The sequence below is a fragment of the Aeromonas sp. FL131 genome (assembly GCF_049860615.1).
Taxonomy (GTDB): domain Bacteria; phylum Pseudomonadota; class Gammaproteobacteria; order Enterobacterales; family Aeromonadaceae; genus Aeromonas; species Aeromonas hydrophila.
This window is the reverse complement of the sequence record NZ_CP187595.1, coordinates 1,543,742-1,560,642: the sequence shown is the minus strand read 5'-3', so window position 1 is coordinate 1,560,642 and position 16,901 is coordinate 1,543,742. Positions and strand designations below refer to the sequence as shown.

Here is a 16,901-nt window from a genome sequence, read left to right as displayed (position 1 = left end):
ACATCTTTTTGTCATCCACTCCTGCTTTTGCTCGCCTGCTTTCCACCTGCTTGCAACCGCGACGGCAGGGCGGGCCGGATCACAGCAAAACTGGCTCGGCGCAGATGACCGGCGCCACCGCAGCAAGCCTGGCTACAATCTCGGCAAAGCCGGGACGCACCGCCACCACCTCGGCAAAACAGTCATCTACCAGCACATGCAGGGCATCCAGCCTGTCATCACAGGGGGCACAGCGGGCCAGCAGCTCTTCCAGCAGGCAGCCGAAGGCTCTCACTTCCAGTCGCTCCAGCAAGCCGGCCAGCTCACCATCGGTTCGCTCATAACAGGAGGCGGCGCCGAAATCCCCGAGCAGCAACTGCCCCTCCTCTTGCAAAGAGTGCAGCATGTTGTGGGCGTAGAGATCGCCGTGCAGGATGCCGCGTCCGTGCAGATGCAGCGCGGCGCTCGCCACCCCCTGCACCATGGCCAGCAGCGCGGCCGGGGTAAAGCGGGCATCGGCCGGGTAGATGTCGCGAGTGCAGGAGTCCAGGCTCGGCGGCCCCGCCAGGTTGATAAAATCTGGGTCTATCAGCGCCATCACCAGCGCCGGGATGCCGGAGGGGTGATCGCCCACCCGCCCCTCGACCCCGACCAGATGGGGATGACGACCAGCCGCCAACGACACCGCCAGCTCGCAGCGGGGCAGCCCATCACTGGTCACGGCCCCCTTGAAGCACTTGACCGCCACCGCCCGCGGCCCCGCCGGCGTGGCCAGCTCCGCGCGATGGATGACACCGGATGCCCCCTGCCCCAGCAGCTCGCCCACCGTCAGCGCAGCCCACGGGATGTCGGCCACCGAGGCGCACTGGCCCAGCCGCTGCTCCTGCTTGTCGCTGAAGGGGTTGCCTGCATACGCCAGCCAGGCGAGGCGTGGCAGGCTCACCAGCCAATCCGGCAGCGCGTCGAGCCGGTTGGCGGCGATGCGCACCAGCTCCAGACGCTGGCAGTTGGCCAGGCTTGCCGGCAGCTCGCGCAGGCGATTGCCCGAGAGCATCAGCTTTTGCAGGGCGCCGCATTGACCCAGCTCATCGGGCAACTGCTCCACCGCGTTGTCGGTCAGGATCAACCAGCGCAGCCCCGCCGGCAGCGACGCAGCGGGAACCGTGGTGATCCGGTTGGCCTTGAAGCCCACCATGGTGAGCGCCGGGCTGCGCCCCAGCACCTCGGGCAGCTCGGTAAAGCGGTTCTCGGAGCAGAAAATGATGCGCAGCTTGCTGAACTCGGCCAGCTCGTCAGGCAGCCGACTCAACTGGTTGCCGGTGAGATCCAGCACCTCCAGCGTCTCTTTGAGACTGAAGATCTCGGGCGGGAACTCCGTCAGGTTTTCGGCGAGTTTGAGGTGGCGGGCGCCGCAGAGTTCACCTGCGCGCAGCTGTTCCAGAGTATGCATGACATCGTCTCTATCGGGGTGGCCGGCTCGCGGCCAGCGGTGCCGCCGGTATGGCCCAGCAGTCAAACCGGCAGTCAAAAAAAGAGGGGGCATTATAGAGAATGACGGCCGAAGATCCCCTGTTTTGTTGCCGCGAGGGTCGGCATCGGCGCACGGTGCCGTGATATGGGGCAAAGAGAGCAAGATTCGGGTCGTGTCTGTGAGGGCCGATTGCCATAGTGGGGTCAAACCAGAGTGGGTTCGAATCAATTGAGAGCCGAACCCGTTGAGGTTCCAACCCACAGCCAACCCCGTGCGCCACTTAGCTGGCGCACAACACACCTGCGAGGGAACTGCCATGTCATTACTGTCCAACAAGGTCGCCATCATCACCGGCGCCAGCTCCGGCATCGGCCGCGCCAGCGCCATCCTGTTTGCCCGGGAAGGCGCCAGCGTCGTCGTCGGCGCCCGCCGCCAGCCCGAGCTGGAGCTGCTGGTGGAGGAGATCCGCCATGAAGGGGGCCAGGCGGTGAGCCTGGCGGGGGATGTGAAAAGCGAGACTTACGCCCGCGCCCTGGTGGAGCTCGCGCTGACCCGTTTCGGCGGGCTCGATATCGCCTTCAACAACGCCGGCACCACGGGGACGCCGGGCAGCGTGCCGGCGCTTGAACTGGCGCAGTGGCAGGAGACCCTGGATACCAACCTCACCAGCGCCTTTGTGGGGGCCAAGTACCAGATCCCCGCCATGCAGGCACGCGGCGGCGGCTCGCTGATCTTTACCTCCACCTTCGTCGGCCATACCCTGGGGCTGCCCGGCATGGCGGCCTATGCCGCGAGCAAGGCGGGCCTCATCGGCCTGACTCAGGTGCTGGCCGCCGAATATGGGGCACAAGGGGTGCGGGTCAACGCCCTGCTGCCGGGGGGCACCGACACCCCCATGGGGCGGGCCTTTACCGATACGCCGGAGAGTCTCGCCTTTGTGCAGAATATGCATGCCCTCAAACGGCTGGCCCAACCGGAGGAGATCGCCCGCTCGGCCCTCTATCTCGCGTCCGATGCATCCAGCTTTACCACCGGCATTGCCCTGCTGGCCGATGGTGGGGTATCTATTTGTCGCACATGACCTTGTCGCACCCAACACCCTGCGGCTGCAAACTTATCGTGAGAGCGCCTTATGTCTGATTACGCCCGCATCGCCGATGCCATCCGTTTTATCGCAAGCCAGGTGACGCGCCAGCCCACCCTGGACGAGATAGCGGCGCACGTGCATCTAAGCCCCTTTCACTTCCAGCGGCTGTTCAGCCGCTGGGCCGGGGTGACGCCCAAACGCTATCTGCAGGTGCTGACTCTGGAGCGGGCCAAGGCACTATTGCAGGAGTCACGCCCGCTGCTGGAGGTAGCCGATACCCTGGGCCTGAGCAGCGGCTCGCGGCTCTACGATCACTTCGTGCAGCTCGAAGCGGTGACGCCGGGCGAGTACAAGCAGCGCGGGGCCGGGCTGGTTATCGATCACGGGGTGCACGACACCCCCTTCGGCCAGGCGTTCGTTGCCCTGACCCCGCGAGGGGTGTGCAACTTCTCGTTTCTCGATGACCAGGCCCCACAGGCGCCGCTGACCGCCCTCGCCCACAGCTGGCCAGAGGCAGAACTTAGGGTGGCGCCATCACGTACCCGGGGGGTCATCCACACCATGTTTGACAGCAGCAAGGCGCCGGATCGCCCCATCTCCTTGCACGTGAGCGGCACCAACTTTCAGATCAGCGTCTGGCGGGCGCTGCTGCAGATCCCGCCCGCCAAAGTGGTGAGCTACGCCCAGGTGGCAAGCGCCGTCGGCAATCCCAAGGCCGCCCGCGCCGTGGGGCTGGCGGTGGGCGCCAACCCGGTCGCCTTGATGATCCCCTGCCACAGAGTCATTCAGCAAAACGGCAAGCTCGGCGGCTATCACTGGGGCGAGACCCGCAAACAGGCGATACACGCCTGGGAAGCGGCGAGGTATGAGTGAACCTGGCCTTTTCTGCTCGCCCTGATGGGGGAGAAACTGGAGTGTTGGTTGTGAGTCAGCAGACAATCAGGCAGCGCCGAACGAGCAGGCAGCGATATAAAACGGGAACATGAGAAGAATCGGGGCGCAGATCGCCCCTTTTGTTGTTTTGGCGAGGCATGGCGCTTAGCAACACCACCCCAGCAAATTAACGAAACACGTAGGGTGCAATAAGCGCAGCGCATTGCACCATTTTCAGAGCATTTTTTTGCAAGATATAATATGTCAAATAATCTGCCGAACTACCTCTAAAATAAAAAATTTTCCATTTGACCTCCTTACCGATACATTACAAAGTAACTACTTATTTAATGACAGTGTGTTGAGGTACAGGATAATGTCGTTAGAAGAAACCAGAGGTAAGTTGCTAAATGAAAGTAAAAGCGTAGAAAATCTACTTACTCTGATTCACGATTTGTATATTCAAGAAATACATTCAGAAGAGACCTTCTTGACAGAGACTCTATCTGACCTTCACAACGCAGGTGATATTGATCTCTTAAAAATAGTGCTAGACGTTAATAGAACCTCTCATGAAAGAATTTTTTTTACAATTTTGCATACAGTTGAAGGTGCTCTACCTTTAATAGATGCAAGAGTCGAAGATGTTGTACATTGCCTAGCACACCTCACACAACAAGCAGGCAGAGATTTAGCCATCAATGGAATCTATGATGCCTTTGAGAGTTTCTGCCGCGTAGATGATATACATCGACCTACAGAGTGCGTCATGTATATAATGAAGCAAAATGAGCTTGATTTGTATGCCCCATTTCTTTCCTGTGCAATTCTCGCATATAATTTAGAACATGTAGTTGAGGCTATACAGATAACAAAAAGTTTGATTGCCAATAGTAATGGTCTCATTAGGAATCAAGCCTATTATGCATTAGGGAGGCTAAATATCGATGAAGTTCAAGCCTGCCTCATCTGGGAGCTAATTCAATGCAGTGCCAATATTGAGCATGATAGTATCTGCCGCGCTTCAATACTAAGGTCTGTACTTCACCTTGGAACTATATTTCCATCTTATTGGCCCCATATAGAAGAACTACTAATTACTTTCGTTAAAAAGTCGTCTCCCGAAGTTATTTATGCGATTTCTAATATAATCTTATTTCAAAAAAACAACTTCCCAGATAGTATTCAACAACTACTGGTAAGGCAGCTATTTAATGTCTATCCGGAGCAGAAAGGAATTATAGACAACATTGATTTATTATTATCCAGACTGATTGAAAAACAGGAGTTCTCTCTTGCAATAGAATTACTTGAATCAATTTTAGATAATAATATTAACTTTAAGTCCTTGGACAATTTTTCCAGCGAGTTATTAACAAAGCACTTCGAATTCCGCAATCATCTTATTACAAAATGGTTTTTAGATGGAGAGTCATCTCTTTGTCAGAATGTCTTTATTCTACTTCATGATATCTCAGGGAAGGATATTGAGCTCAATGCAGATATGGCATTGCTAGACGATGAACAGAAGAAATTATTTGTTAGTCGTAAAGCTGTCGGTTGGCTATTTACACGGCCTATAGCTGCAGCAAGTTTAATATTGTCTATATCAAGATCAGCTTCTAAACATACCATTGCAACACTTGAAGATATTTTATACGACCCATTGCTTCTTAGTTATCCTGGTGAACTTAAAAAATTCTTTCAAACATATAGAGATAATAATGAACAAGATTATATATGCAGACTTTTGCTTGACAAGCTTGAGGCACATAATTTAGACATATTAAGAGTGTCTGAATTAAAAGAGCTGGCAGCTCCAAGCAAAAATATAGAGTTATATTGGAAAGATTTTGAAAAAGATATGCAGGAATCCTATGAGGAAGCATCAAAGAATTCTTTTCTTAGACTGATTGCCACGCCACAGCGATTGTTGTATGGCAACAGTTCAATTTATTATATTCATCAGATCGGCGGACAGCCTTCACGACAGGAAATGCAAATGCATTCCTTCTCCCATTCTGCTGAGATGCCAACACTAAACATTTTAGACCCTGAATCCTTGGATTATTCTTTGCGATTTTTTCGTTGTGAGAGAATGAAAAATGAAATTAATTCTTAAGCAATATTTAGCTTCATTAAAAGAGCGGGCTGAATTAGATGCTGTGCTACCAGATTTGCTGAGTAGTATGGGGCTGAATGTATTCATTTCTCCAGCACGTGGAGTGAAAGAGTATGGTGTCGATATCGCCGCAGTTGGACGAATAAATGGTGAGGAAGATAAAGTTTATTTATTCTCAGTTAAGTCTGGCAACCTTACGCGCGAAACTTGGAACGGAAATACAGATCAAGCTCTGAGGCCTTCTCTAGATGAAATTCAAGACTCGTTTATACCTAGTCGCCTACCACCTCAACATAGAGATAAGCAAATAGTAATTTGCTTGTGCTTTGGTGGCGATGTTAACTCAGGAATTAGACAAGAGGTATCAGGTTATGAACAAAGAAATACGAAGAACAATATCTCCTTTGAAGAATGGAATGGTGATAAGCTCTCAGAATTTATACAAGAGCACTTGCTAAAAGAAGAACTATTACCTAGTTCTAATCAAGCATTATTGCGGAAATCTCTAGCATTACTTGAAGAACCGGATAGCTCTATCAAACACTTCTCAAAGTTGCTGGATAACATTTTGTTGCATGCCCTTGATGCAGATTCTACTATGTCATGTATCATTCGAGTAAACATTTGCTTATGGGTTCTTTTTGCATGGTGCCGAGATAGTGAAAACTTAGAGTCCGCATATATTTCATCGGAACAAGCATTGCTTTTATCATGGGATAAAGCCAAGGATTACTACACTGGAAGGAATAAAGTTTCAGCTGGATTTGATAGTATGTTAGATACTTATCAGCAGGTTACTGATTGCTATATAGACCACTGTTTAATTCCACATGTCGAGTTTAAATATGCTCTCTCCCATGCAGTTAAATCACCTTGTTCAATTGATGTAAACATTAAACTTTTTGATGTGCTAGGACGCTTGTCTGTCAAAGGCCTTTGGATTTTAGACTCATTATCCAAGAGCTATGATAAAAACCCTCCAATCGATGGAGAGAGTGAAGAACAGGAAATATTACGCTCTCGCCTTCAAACAATAACAAAATCAATCAAACAACTAATCATTAACAATCCTATACTACTGTCACCATATAAAGACTCACAAGCTATTGATATAGGTCTCGCTTTAACATTACTTTCAAATAACTCCGAGCATGATAACTTTGTACAAAATTGGCTATCTGATATTGTTCATCGATGCATATTTTCTTTCCAGAGTAATGGCATGTACCCAACAATATATAACTCCTATGAAAAACTTCTCGAACATAAGAAAAAAGATAAATCTGATGATGGCTATAAACATAAAGCTACGGAAGCCAGTATTTTATATCCTTTATTAACCATATTTTGCGCTCTATATAAATCAGCCCCAATAAGCCAAGAGCTGGAACAGTTCACTAACAATGAATTAAAACATTGCACGTTACAGTACTGGTATCCAAACCAATACAGTGAACAATTCATGTACTCAGACGCTGATGCACATGGGGCTGCATCAACTAACTTCCCAACGAATGGAAACACTGCTCTAGAGCACATAGCACAAGAGTGTAAACATGCCGATTCTTTTAGAAAAATGTCAGCCATAAATAAAAATAAAGCTCCATTGTTACTAACAGCTTGCCGCTATTACCGTTATCCTGTTCCTTTCCATTATATTGAGTATTGGTTATTAGATTCTTTACCACCTCAACAACCAGAATTAGGTCGCCCAACATCTCAGACAGAATAAATCAATGAGTAGGCTATGTATTCTATTAGTCGGCAACAGTATCAAGACCTTGAACTTTGAGGGAAATATTTCCTAAAATGACGTAAGAAAGACGCCCTAAGGCGTCTTTCTTATTTTCAGGATTTGGAGCAAACCGGTTAGGAGACCTCCCCCTCCCCGCCTTGCCCACAACCTAATCAGATCGGGGTGATGGAGGTGATATGGGCCGATCCATCCAGGGATTGGAAGATCTGCACCACGGCTTCCCCGTGGATCGGGTTGGGCAGCGGCACCGTGGTTTTGCATTTGAAGCGGTAGTTGGTGCCGGCGACGACCTGGGTGGAGACTTCAAAGGGGGTGTACTGCACCCCGACAAATCCTTCCAGCGCCTGGTTGAATACGGCCTGATCTTTGGCGCTCAGCTTGTGGTAGGCAGTCCATCCGCCCAACAACACTGCTTGTTCTGACATAACAAACCCTCCGTGATCTCTTGTCCCTACTCGTTTGGCTGTTCGGGTTCCGCCCCGTTTATTCAAGTGGTGTCCGGACTCCACCGGGTGCCATACCAGATTTGGTATGTCCGGTGTCGACAGTGCACATGAAGACTTTGCTGTCGTCACCCTCCCCTGCTGCCACGACCGCAGCCTCACGGCGTCGGTCTCAATTGGCATGGCAGAGCCTAGTGCGAGATCCATAAAACACCCCCTGTCAGAAATGACAGAGGCAGAGAGGTGAGAGAGCGGCTAGCGAGGGGAAAAGTGAGGCGCAAACGATTGGAAAAAGAAAAGACGCCGCAAGGGCGTCTTTTTTACATTTTTATGTTTGAAGGATGAAAGGGCGTTAGCCGCTTATTCCCATTCGATGGTTGCGGGCGGCTTGCCGGAGACGTCGTACACCACGCGGGAGATGCCGTTGATCTCGTTGATGATGCGATTCGACACGTGACCCAGGAAGTCGTACGGCAGATGGGCCCAGTGGGCGGTCATAAAATCGATGGTCTCGACGGCGCGCAGGGCAATGACCCAGTCATATTTGCGACCATCGCCCATGACTCCGACGGAGCGCACCGGCAGGAACACGGCGAACGCCTGGCTGACCTGGTTGTAGAGGTCGGCCTTGCGCAGCTCTTCGATAAAGACCGCATCGGCCTTGCGCAGCAGATCGCAGTACTCTTTCTTCACTTCGCCAAGCACCCGCACGCCCAGACCCGGACCCGGGAACGGGTGACGGTAGAGCATGTCGTAGGGCAGACCCAGCTCGAGGCCAACGCGGCGCACTTCGTCTTTGAACAGCTCGCGCAGCGGCTCCACCAGACCCATCTTCATCTCTTCCGGCAGGCCGCCGACGTTGTGGTGAGACTTGATGACGTGGGCCTTGCCGGTCTTGCTGGCGGCAGATTCAATGACGTCCGGATAGATGGTGCCTTGCGCCAGCCAGCGGGCGTTTTTCAGCTTTTTCGCTTCATCGTCGAACACTTCGACGAAGACGCGGCCGATGATCTTGCGCTTGGCTTCCGGCTCATCTTCACCGGCCAGGGCAGAGAGGAAGCGCTCTTCGGCGTCGACCTTGACGATGTTCAGACCAAAGTGATCGCCAAACATCTCCATCACCTGCTGACCTTCGTTCAGGCGCAGCAGACCGTTGTCGACGAAGACGCAGGTGAGGCGATCGCCGATGGCACGGTGCACCAGCATGGCGACTACGGAGGAGTCAACCCCGCCGGAGAGGCCCAGGATCACTTCGTCGTCACCCACCTGCTCGCGGATGCGGGCAACGGCGTCGTCGATGATGGTGGCCGGGGTCCACAGGCACTCGCAGCCACAGATGTCTTTGACGAAGTGCTCCAGCATGCGGGCACCCTGGCGGGTGTGGGTCACTTCCGGGTGGAACTGCACGCCGTAGAAACGCTTGGCTTCGTTGGCCATGGCCGCGTGCGGGCAGGTGGCGGTCTGGGCGATGGTGGTGAAGTCGGCCGGGATGGTGGTGACCTTGTCGCCGTGGCTCATCCACACATCCAGCAGTGCATTGCCGTTGTCGGCGATGGCATCTTCGATGTTGCGCAAGAGGGCGCTGGTCTTGCCGGAGTTGCCCAGCACTTCCACCTTGGCGTAGCCGAATTCACGCTCGGTGGAGGATTGTACCTTGCCACCCAGCTGCTCGGCCATGGTCTGCATGCCGTAGCAGATGCCGAACACCGGCACGCCGGCGTTGAACACGTACTCGGGGGCGCGCGGGCTGCCCGCTTCGGTGACGGACTCGGGGCCGCCGGAGAGGATGATGCCGCTCGGATTGAATTCGCGGATCTGCTCTTCGGTCACATCCCAGGCCCACAGTTCGCAGTAGACGCCGATTTCGCGCACGCGGCGGGCGATCAGCTGGGTGTACTGGGAACCGAAGTCGAGGATAAGGATACGGTGCTGGTGAATGTCTTTAGTCATTTTATTCCTGCATCAGGCTGCTGTTGTCACAAAAAGCACGGGATAAAAAAGGGGTGGAGAAACGGGGCCGCAGCCCCGTTTTGTCAACCCATCCGATAGTTGGGGGCTTCTTTGGTAATGGTCACGTCGTGAACGTGGGACTCTTTCATCCCGGCGCCCGAGATGCGCACGAATTCGGCCTTGGTGCGCATGTCGTCGATGGTGGCGCTGCCGGTCAACCCCATGGAGGAGCGCAGGCCGCCCATCTGCTGGTGGATGATCTCTTTGAGACGGCCCTTGTACGGTACGCGGCCTTCGATCCCTTCCGGCACCAGCTTGTCGGCGGCGTTGTCGGTCTGGAAGTAGCGGTCGCTGGAGCCCTTGGACATGGCGCCCAGAGAACCCATGCCACGGTAGGATTTGAAGGAGCGACCCTGATAGAGCTCGATCTCGCCCGGTGCCTCTTCGGTACCGGCGAACATGGAGCCCACCATGACGCAGCTTGCGCCCGCGGCGATGGCCTTGGCCACGTCACCGGAGAAGCGGATGCCGCCATCGGCAATCACCGGGATGCCGGTGCCTTCCAGCGCGTCGACGGCGTCGGAGATGGCGGTGATCTGGGGCACGCCCACGCCGGTCACGATACGGGTAGTACAGATGGAGCCCGGGCCGATACCCACCTTGACGGCGTTGACGCCGGCAGCGGCCAGCGCCTTGGCACCGGCGGCGGTGGCGACGTTGCCGCCGATGATCTGCAGATCAGGATAGGCTTCGCGGGTCGCCTTGATGCGATCCAGCACGCCCTGGGAGTGGCCGTGGGAGGAGTCGATCAGCAGCACGTCCACACCGGCTTCTACCAGCGCGGCGACGCGCTCTTCGTTGCCGGCACCGGCACCGACGGCAGCACCGACCCGCAGACGACCCTTGTCATCTTTACAGGCGTTCGGCTTGCGCTCGGCTTTCTGGAAGTCTTTGACGGTGATCATGCCCTTGAGTTTGAAGTCGGCGTTGACCACCAGCACCTTCTCGATACGGTGCTTCTGCATCAGGCCAACCACCTCTTCGCGGGGGGCGCCTTCACGCACGGTGACCAGACGATCCTTCTGGGTCATGATTTGTTCGACAGTCTGGGAGAGATCGATCACGAAGCGCACATCACGACCGGTGATGATGCCCACCAGCTGATTGCCCTCGGTCACCACCGGATAACCGGCAAAACCGTTCTTGTGGCTCAGCTCTTTGATCTGGGCGATGGTCATGTCTGGGCGTACGGTGACGGGGTCAGTGACCACGCCGCTCTCGTACTTCTTGACCTTGCGCACTTCGGCAGCCTGCTGCTCGATGGACATGTTCTTGTGGATAAAGCCGATACCGCCTTCCTGGGCCAGTGCGATAGCCAGACGGGCTTCGGTCACTGTATCCATGGCAGCGGAGATCATGGGGATGTTCAGGCTGATGGCAGAGGTCAGCTTGGTACGCAGATCGGCAGTATTGGGAAGAACTTCGGAGTGGGCGGGAACCAACAGTACATCGTCGAAGGTTAACGCTTCTTTGGCAATCCTGAGCATGGCAATATCTCACCGTTGAGGAAGTGGGGGTGTAAAATATTGCCGACGAAGTTTACTCACGCATTGGTCACTGGTAAAGAAGTTTTTTGAATTTTTTATGGCGTTTTGGCCTTTTCAGCCGCCAAGCCGCTAAAAAACCAACATTTTCAGTCGCAAAACAGCCTTTTGGGGACAAAAGAGTTGTCTCATTGCGGTTTTATGCAAAAAAGTTCCCGTTTCATTTTTTCAGACAGCCCCGCTTCCCCTCCCTCGTTGCAGACCGTTTGGCCCTGGTCGAGCGCACTCGACAACCAGCTCATGCGCGCTTGGCCGTCCCCCTCAAACACTGAATCGGGCAGAGCAACATCCGGGGTGTGTCAACCAAACCGGCACCCCAAACGCAGGGACCTTTGCGTGGTGCGGGTTTCCTTTGTGCCTGTCCCTGCGTATCATGATTAACAGTCTGAATTGAAATGGAATTTCATGATGAGCCACGGACACCAGCAAGGGCGCATGGCCATTACCCTGGCGGCACTGGGGGTCGTCTATGGCGATCTCGGCACCAGCCCACTCTATGCCCTCAAGGAGAGCTTCGCCGGACACCTGGGTCTGCAGCCCACCCCGGAGGGGATCCTCTCCATCGTCTCCCTCTTCTTCTGGACCATCATGATCGTGGTCTCATTCAAATATGTGCTGCTGGTGCTCCGGGCCGACGACAAGGGAGAAGGGGGGATCCTCACCCTCGCCTCGCAGGCCTCCCGCCGCCTCCCGGCCAAGTCGCGCGCCCTGCTCATGCTGCTCGGTCTGGTCGGCGTGGGGCTCTTCATCGGGGATGCGGTGATCACCCCCGCCATCTCGGTGCTCTCGGCAGTCGAAGGGTTGCAGGTGATCACTCCGGAGCTGGCGCCGTTCGTGCTGCCCATCACCCTCACCGTGCTGGTGATCCTGTTCGGGGCCCAGCATTACGGCACCGCCGGCATCGGTCGCCTGTTCGGCCCCATCATGCTGCTCTGGTTCGGGGTGCTGGCGGCGCTCGGGGCTTATGAGATCGCGCAAAACCCCGCCATCCTGCAGGCGGTCAACCCGCTCTACGCCCTCGATTTCATGATCAGCCGACCGGGTATCGCCTTCATCACCCTGGGGGCCGTCGTGCTCTGCGTCACCGGTACGGAGGCGCTCTACGCCGACATGGGCCACTTTGGCCGTGGCGCCATCCAGCTTGCCTGGGGCTCCCTGGTGATGCCCGCCCTGCTGCTCAACTACTTCGGCCAGGGAGCCCTGCTGCTGCGCAATCCCGCCGCCATCGAGAATCCCTTCTACCTGCTCGCCCCCTCCTGGCTGGCCTTTCCCCTGCTGATCCTCGCCACCCTGGCCACCGTCATCGCCTCCCAGGCGGTGATCTCGGGCACCTACTCGGTGGTGCGCCAGGCCATTTTGCTCGGCTACCTGCCGCGCCAGGAGATCCGCCACACCTCGGAGCACGAGATAGGCCAGATCTACCTGCCGCTGGTGAACTGGCTGCTGCTGGGGGGCATCGTCATCGTCATCCTCTGGTTCCAGAGTTCAAGCAACCTGGCCGCCGCCTACGGCATCGCGGTGACCGGTACCATGGCACTGACCACCCTGCTGTTGATGGTGGTGGCCGCCCGCCGCTGGAAGTGGTCGCGCTGGCTGATTGCGCTGGTGTGCGCACCGCTGCTGCTGGTCGATGTCACCTTCTTTGCCGCCAATACCACCAAGTTTCTGGCCGGTGGCTGGCTCCCCATCCTGTTCGCGCTGCTGGCCATCATAGTCATGACCACCTGGAAGCGCGGACGGGAGCTGGTGCTCGACAAGCTGGAGCACAAGTCACTGGCGCTGAAGGGGTTTGTCGACAACATGCTGGCGCACCCGCCGCTGCAGGTACCCGGCACCGCCGTGTTTCTCTCCAAATCGGTGCAGGTAGTGCCCCACGCCATGCTGCACAACCTCAAACACAACAAGATCCTGCACGAACGGGTCATTTTCCTGACCGTTCAGATCAAGGACGAACCCTGGCTCTCCTTCAAGGAGCGCATCGAACTCACCCACCTTGGCGAGGGGTTCTGGCAGGTGGTCGCCCACTTTGGCTACAAGGAGGTGCCCTCCATGGAGGAGATCTTCCAGGCCTGCGCCCAGGAGGATCTGAAGGTCACCATGGCCAAGACCTCCTTCTTCCTCTCCCACGAGAACCTGGTCAGCACCGATCTGCCCGGCATGGCGCGCTGGCGAGAGGGCCTGTTCGTCTGGATGAACCGCAACTCCCTCAAGGCGACCGACTTTTTTCATATTCCCGCCAACCGGGTGGTGGAGCTGGGGGTATTGCTGGAGCTATGACGCCGCCAGCCAACAGGAGGGCAAGACCGGTGCCAGCCCACACCGCTCAATCCGTTGCCAGGCGGGAACGCCGCTTGCCGGCCCAGCTTCTTATTCTCTGCGAGCCAGCCTCGCCACGATTAAAATGCGATTGATAATGGTTGCTGTTTGCGATACTTATTGTCAGGCATGCTAGCGGCCTGACGCCTGTTCTGGCGCCTTCACACTAGCCGTTTGAGTATGAATATGAAGACCTGGAAGGGAGACAAGTGATGGACTCCTGCAGCCCGAGACCAGCACTGCCCGCCAACGATCCCGACGCCGCCCGTCTCGTTTGCCTTGCCATCGCGATCGCCCTGCATCTTGCCGCCTTCTGGTGGCTCTATGCGCACCAGCCTGCGCCCATCACCCCGCCCTTGCCGCTGACCCTGTCGGCCCGCTGGGTTGGCGAGGCCGCAACCAATGACGCGCCAGCCAAGGCGGCCCCTGCCCCTGCTCCCACAGCGCAGCACGTACAAAAAGTGCAGCAAGTACAAAAAGTGCAGCAAAAGGCCAAGCCGTTACCGACACCCAAAAAACCGCCGCTCAAGCCAGTCAAGAAAAGCGTCAAGCCGGTGGTCAAACCGCTTAAACACAGTACCCCGCCGGTGCAGCCCGCCAAGGTCATGCCGGTGAGCAGTCCGCAACCGCCGGTCACTGCGCCCGCCCCTGCGACGGCGGCAACGGCCGCACAGGCGAGCGGCGGAAGTGCCAGTCAGAGCCCTGCCCACAAGGCTGGTGGCGGCGCGGGCAACAGCGCCCCCATCGCCCGCGATGCCCGGCTCAACAACCCCGAGCCCCAATACCCCTATGAGTCGAGACGACGGGGAGAAGAGGGGCGGGTCATCCTCAATGTGCGGGTGACGGCCGAGGGCACCGCCGCCTCGGTGGAGGTGGACAAGAGCAGCGGCTATCGGCGGCTGGACATGACAGCCCGCAAGACCGTCAGCCGCTGGAAATTCATTCCTGCCAAACAGAACAACGTGGCCGTCGAGGCCTCGGCAAAAGTCACCATCATTTTCAAATTAAGGGCTTGAACATGGATCCTGAAATCGCAAGCAACGGCATGGGCATCGCCCACCTGCTCAGCCAGAACAGCGGTGTGGGGCTGATCCCCTTCATCCTGCTGGTATTGATGTCTCTTGGCACCTGCTATTACGCCCTGCTCAAGGGCTATCTCGCACAGCGGGAACAACGCCTCAACGCCCGCTTCATCGCCGATTTCTGGCAGCACGACAGCGTGCAGGAGATGGAGCGCCAGTTGGCCCACCTACCGCCGCAGGAAGCCTATGGCCGGCTGACCGGCGCCGCGCTGGCGGCCGTGGCCCAGCTGAACCGGGCCGAGGATCGTGCGGTCAGCTGCAAGCTGGGCTCGCCGGATGAATATCTGCTGCGCGCCATGCGCCGGGCCATCACTCAGGAGCGGGTGCGGCTGGAGCAAGGGCTGGCCTTCCTCGCCTCGGTGGGCTCGGCAGCCCCCTTCATCGGGCTGTTCGGCACCGTCTGGGGCATCTACCACGCCCTGCTGGCCATCGGTGCCGCCGGTCAGAGCAGTCTGGACAAGGTCGCCGGCCCCGTGGGCGAGGCGCTGATCATGACCGGCTTCGGCCTCGCGGTCGCCCTGCCGGCCGTGCTCATCTACAACTTCTTCGTGCGGCGCAATCGCCTCAGGCTCGCGGCGCTGGAAGAGTTTGGCCACGATCTGTTCACCCTGCTGGTGACCGGCTTCGAGCAGGTCGCCACCAACAACGTCACCCCGCTGGTCGAGCGGGAAACCAGACAGGGGCGCGGCTGATGGCATTTGGCAAACTGTCGGACGAGGGGGACGATCAACCCCTCTCCGAGATCAACATGATCCCGATGATCGACGTCATGCTGGTGCTGCTCATCGTGTTCATGATCACCGCCCCCCTGCTCACCAACGCGGTCAAGCTGGAGCTGCCAGAGGCCAGCAGCCAGCTCAACCAGCCAGACAAGCAGGACATCAATCTCGCCATCGATGGTGCCGGCAAGATCTACTGGAACGATCAGCAGGTCGATGAGGCCGCCCTGCTCGCCAAGATGGAGAGCGCCGGCCAGGCCGAGGGGGAGCTGCCCGAGATCCAGCTTCGCATCGATCGCAAGGTGGAGTACGGCATCATCGCCAGGGTGATGGCCCAGGCCTCCCAGCACGGCCTGCACAAGATTGCCTTCGTGAGCCAGCCGGAGCCGTAACGCTCCCGTCACCCACGCACCGGCACCACAGGGCATGGACGCCCTGCTGCCATCCAGGCAGTTGCCAGCACAGGCACCTTGTCGGCATCATGCCGATGCAGCGCCAATATTGGCCACCATCACCTCAAGGACGACACCATGAAACCTGCCGATTATGGGCGCCTGCTCCTGCTGGCCGCCATCTGGGGCGCCAGCTTCCTGTTCATGCGCATCGCCGCCCCGGCGTTTGGCGCCGTCAACACCACCTTCCTGCGGGTACTGTTCGCCCTCATCGGGCTTGCCGTCATGCTCCTGCTGCTGCGCGCCCCCATGGGGTTTCAGGGCAAGCTCAAGTCCGCCATGCTGCTCGGCGTCATCAACTCCGCCATCCCGTTTCTGATGTACGCCATCGCCGCCCTCTGGCTGCCGGCCGGCTACTCGGCCATCCTCAACGCCACCACGCCGCTGATGGGGGCCCTCATCGGCTTTTCCTGCTTCAACGAGCGCCTTGATAGGCGCAAATGGCTGGGGGTGGTATTGGGGGTGATCGGGATCAGCCTCATCACCACCACCGGCGAGGTGAGTGCCGGTGGGCATCTGCTGCCAGGGGTGCTGGCCTGCCTGTTTGCCACCGCCTGCTACGGCCTCGCCGGCTTTCTCACCCGCAGCTGGATCACCCATCGCGGCGGGCTCGATGCCAAGCTGGTGGCCTTTGGCAGCCAGCTGGGTGCCAGCCTGTTCCTGCTGCCCTTTTTCGCTTACCAGCTGGCGGCCGGCCCTGCGGTCGACTGGGCCGTGCCCACCGCCTGGGCCAGCGTACTGGCGGTCGGCGTGGTCTGCACCGCCCTCGCCTATCTGCTCTATTTTCGACTGATCGCCGATATCGGCCCGCTGCGCAGCCTCACCGTCACCTTCCTCATTCCCCCTTTTGGCATCTTGTGGGGCGCGCTGGTGCTGGGCGAGACCTTGAGCCAGGGCTTCGTGCTGGGGGGCCTGGTCGTCTGCCTCTCGGTCTGGCTGGTGACCAGCCAGGCCAGCACCCCGGCCGTTCAGGCCCGGGCGCAGCCTCAGGATCCGGACGCACGTTGAACCCGACAGGGCCAGCGCCGCTCGGCGTTCGCCCCGAAC

At 57.1% G+C, this 16,901-nt stretch carries 13 protein-coding genes; 9 read left to right on the top strand and 4 right to left on the bottom strand.

The genetic code is table 11. The annotated features are described in order from the left end of the window. Positions 1-79 precede the first annotated feature (79 nt). Positions 80-1,429, bottom strand: a complete 1,350-nt coding sequence (locus tag ACPW75_RS07380; RefSeq protein WP_190283612.1) for a leucine-rich repeat-containing protein kinase family protein — start codon at positions 1,427-1,429, stop codon at positions 80-82. 337 nt (positions 1,430-1,766) lie between these two features. Here ACPW75_RS07380 and ACPW75_RS07375 point away from each other — a divergent pair, with 337 nt between their 5' ends. The 4 genes from ACPW75_RS07375 to ACPW75_RS07360 all read left to right on the top strand — a co-directional run bounded on the left by ACPW75_RS07375 (position 1,767) and on the right by ACPW75_RS07360 (position 7,264). Continuing rightward, entirely contained in the window at positions 1,767-2,531 is a 765-nt protein-coding gene (locus tag ACPW75_RS07375; protein ID WP_077097267.1) for an SDR family oxidoreductase, read from the top strand. Between the two features lie 51 nt (positions 2,532-2,582). Beyond that, the gene (locus ACPW75_RS07370) at positions 2,583-3,410 is read left to right on the top strand and encodes a bifunctional transcriptional activator/DNA repair enzyme AdaA (protein ID WP_077097253.1); all 828 of its coding nucleotides are present in this window, start codon (positions 2,583-2,585) and stop codon (positions 3,408-3,410) included. A gap of 376 nt (positions 3,411-3,786) precedes the next feature. Continuing rightward, positions 3,787-5,532 (top strand): hypothetical protein, encoded by a 1,746-nt coding sequence (locus ACPW75_RS07365; RefSeq protein WP_077097251.1) that lies wholly within the window; start codon positions 3,787-3,789, stop codon positions 5,530-5,532. Continuing rightward, positions 5,516-7,264, top strand: coding sequence for a hypothetical protein (locus ACPW75_RS07360; RefSeq protein ID WP_077097250.1), 1,749 nt, complete (start codon positions 5,516-5,518; stop codon positions 7,262-7,264). Before ACPW75_RS07365 ends, ACPW75_RS07360 begins: the two co-directional genes overlap by 17 nt. Positions 7,265-7,440: 176 nt before the next feature. Here the strand turns inward: ACPW75_RS07360 and ACPW75_RS07355 are convergent, their stop codons facing one another. The 3 genes from ACPW75_RS07355 to guaB form a co-directional block, all read right to left on the bottom strand. Further along, positions 7,441-7,713, bottom strand: a complete 273-nt coding sequence (locus ACPW75_RS07355) for a hypothetical protein (protein WP_010633780.1) — start codon at positions 7,711-7,713, stop codon at positions 7,441-7,443. A 378-nt stretch (positions 7,714-8,091) separates the two neighbouring features. Continuing rightward, on the bottom strand, positions 8,092-9,681 hold the full coding sequence (gene guaA, locus ACPW75_RS07350; protein WP_016350936.1) for a glutamine-hydrolyzing GMP synthase: 1,590 nt from the start codon (positions 9,679-9,681) through the stop codon (positions 8,092-8,094). A gap of 83 nt (positions 9,682-9,764) precedes the next feature. Next, positions 9,765-11,228, bottom strand: coding sequence for an IMP dehydrogenase (guaB, locus tag ACPW75_RS07345; protein ID WP_011705859.1), 1,464 nt, complete (start codon positions 11,226-11,228; stop codon positions 9,765-9,767). A 465-nt stretch (positions 11,229-11,693) separates the two neighbouring features. Here guaB and ACPW75_RS07340 point away from each other — a divergent pair, with 465 nt between their 5' ends. The 5 genes from ACPW75_RS07340 to ACPW75_RS07320 all read left to right on the top strand — a co-directional run bounded on the left by ACPW75_RS07340 (position 11,694) and on the right by ACPW75_RS07320 (position 16,862). Next, positions 11,694-13,562, top strand: coding sequence for a potassium transporter Kup (locus tag ACPW75_RS07340; protein WP_218668673.1), 1,869 nt, complete (start codon positions 11,694-11,696; stop codon positions 13,560-13,562). A 251-nt stretch (positions 13,563-13,813) separates the two neighbouring features. Continuing rightward, positions 13,814-14,617: an energy transducer TonB gene (locus ACPW75_RS07335; RefSeq protein WP_077097246.1), complete on the top strand. Its 804-nt coding sequence runs from the start codon at positions 13,814-13,816 to the stop codon at positions 14,615-14,617. A gap of 2 nt (positions 14,618-14,619) precedes the next feature. Continuing rightward, positions 14,620-15,375 carry a MotA/TolQ/ExbB proton channel family protein gene (locus tag ACPW75_RS07330; protein ID WP_077097244.1) on the top strand — a complete coding sequence of 252 codons (756 nt, stop codon included), beginning with the start codon at positions 14,620-14,622 and terminating at the stop codon, positions 15,373-15,375. Next, a complete protein-coding gene (locus tag ACPW75_RS07325) occupies positions 15,375-15,794 on the top strand; it encodes an ExbD/TolR family protein (RefSeq protein ID WP_044800135.1) in 420 nt (139 codons plus the stop codon). Before ACPW75_RS07330 ends, ACPW75_RS07325 begins: the two co-directional genes overlap by 1 nt. Before the next feature lie 138 nt (positions 15,795-15,932). Further along, positions 15,933-16,862, top strand: a complete 930-nt coding sequence (locus ACPW75_RS07320; protein ID WP_045789635.1) for a DMT family transporter — start codon at positions 15,933-15,935, stop codon at positions 16,860-16,862. Positions 16,863-16,901 lie beyond the last annotated feature (39 nt).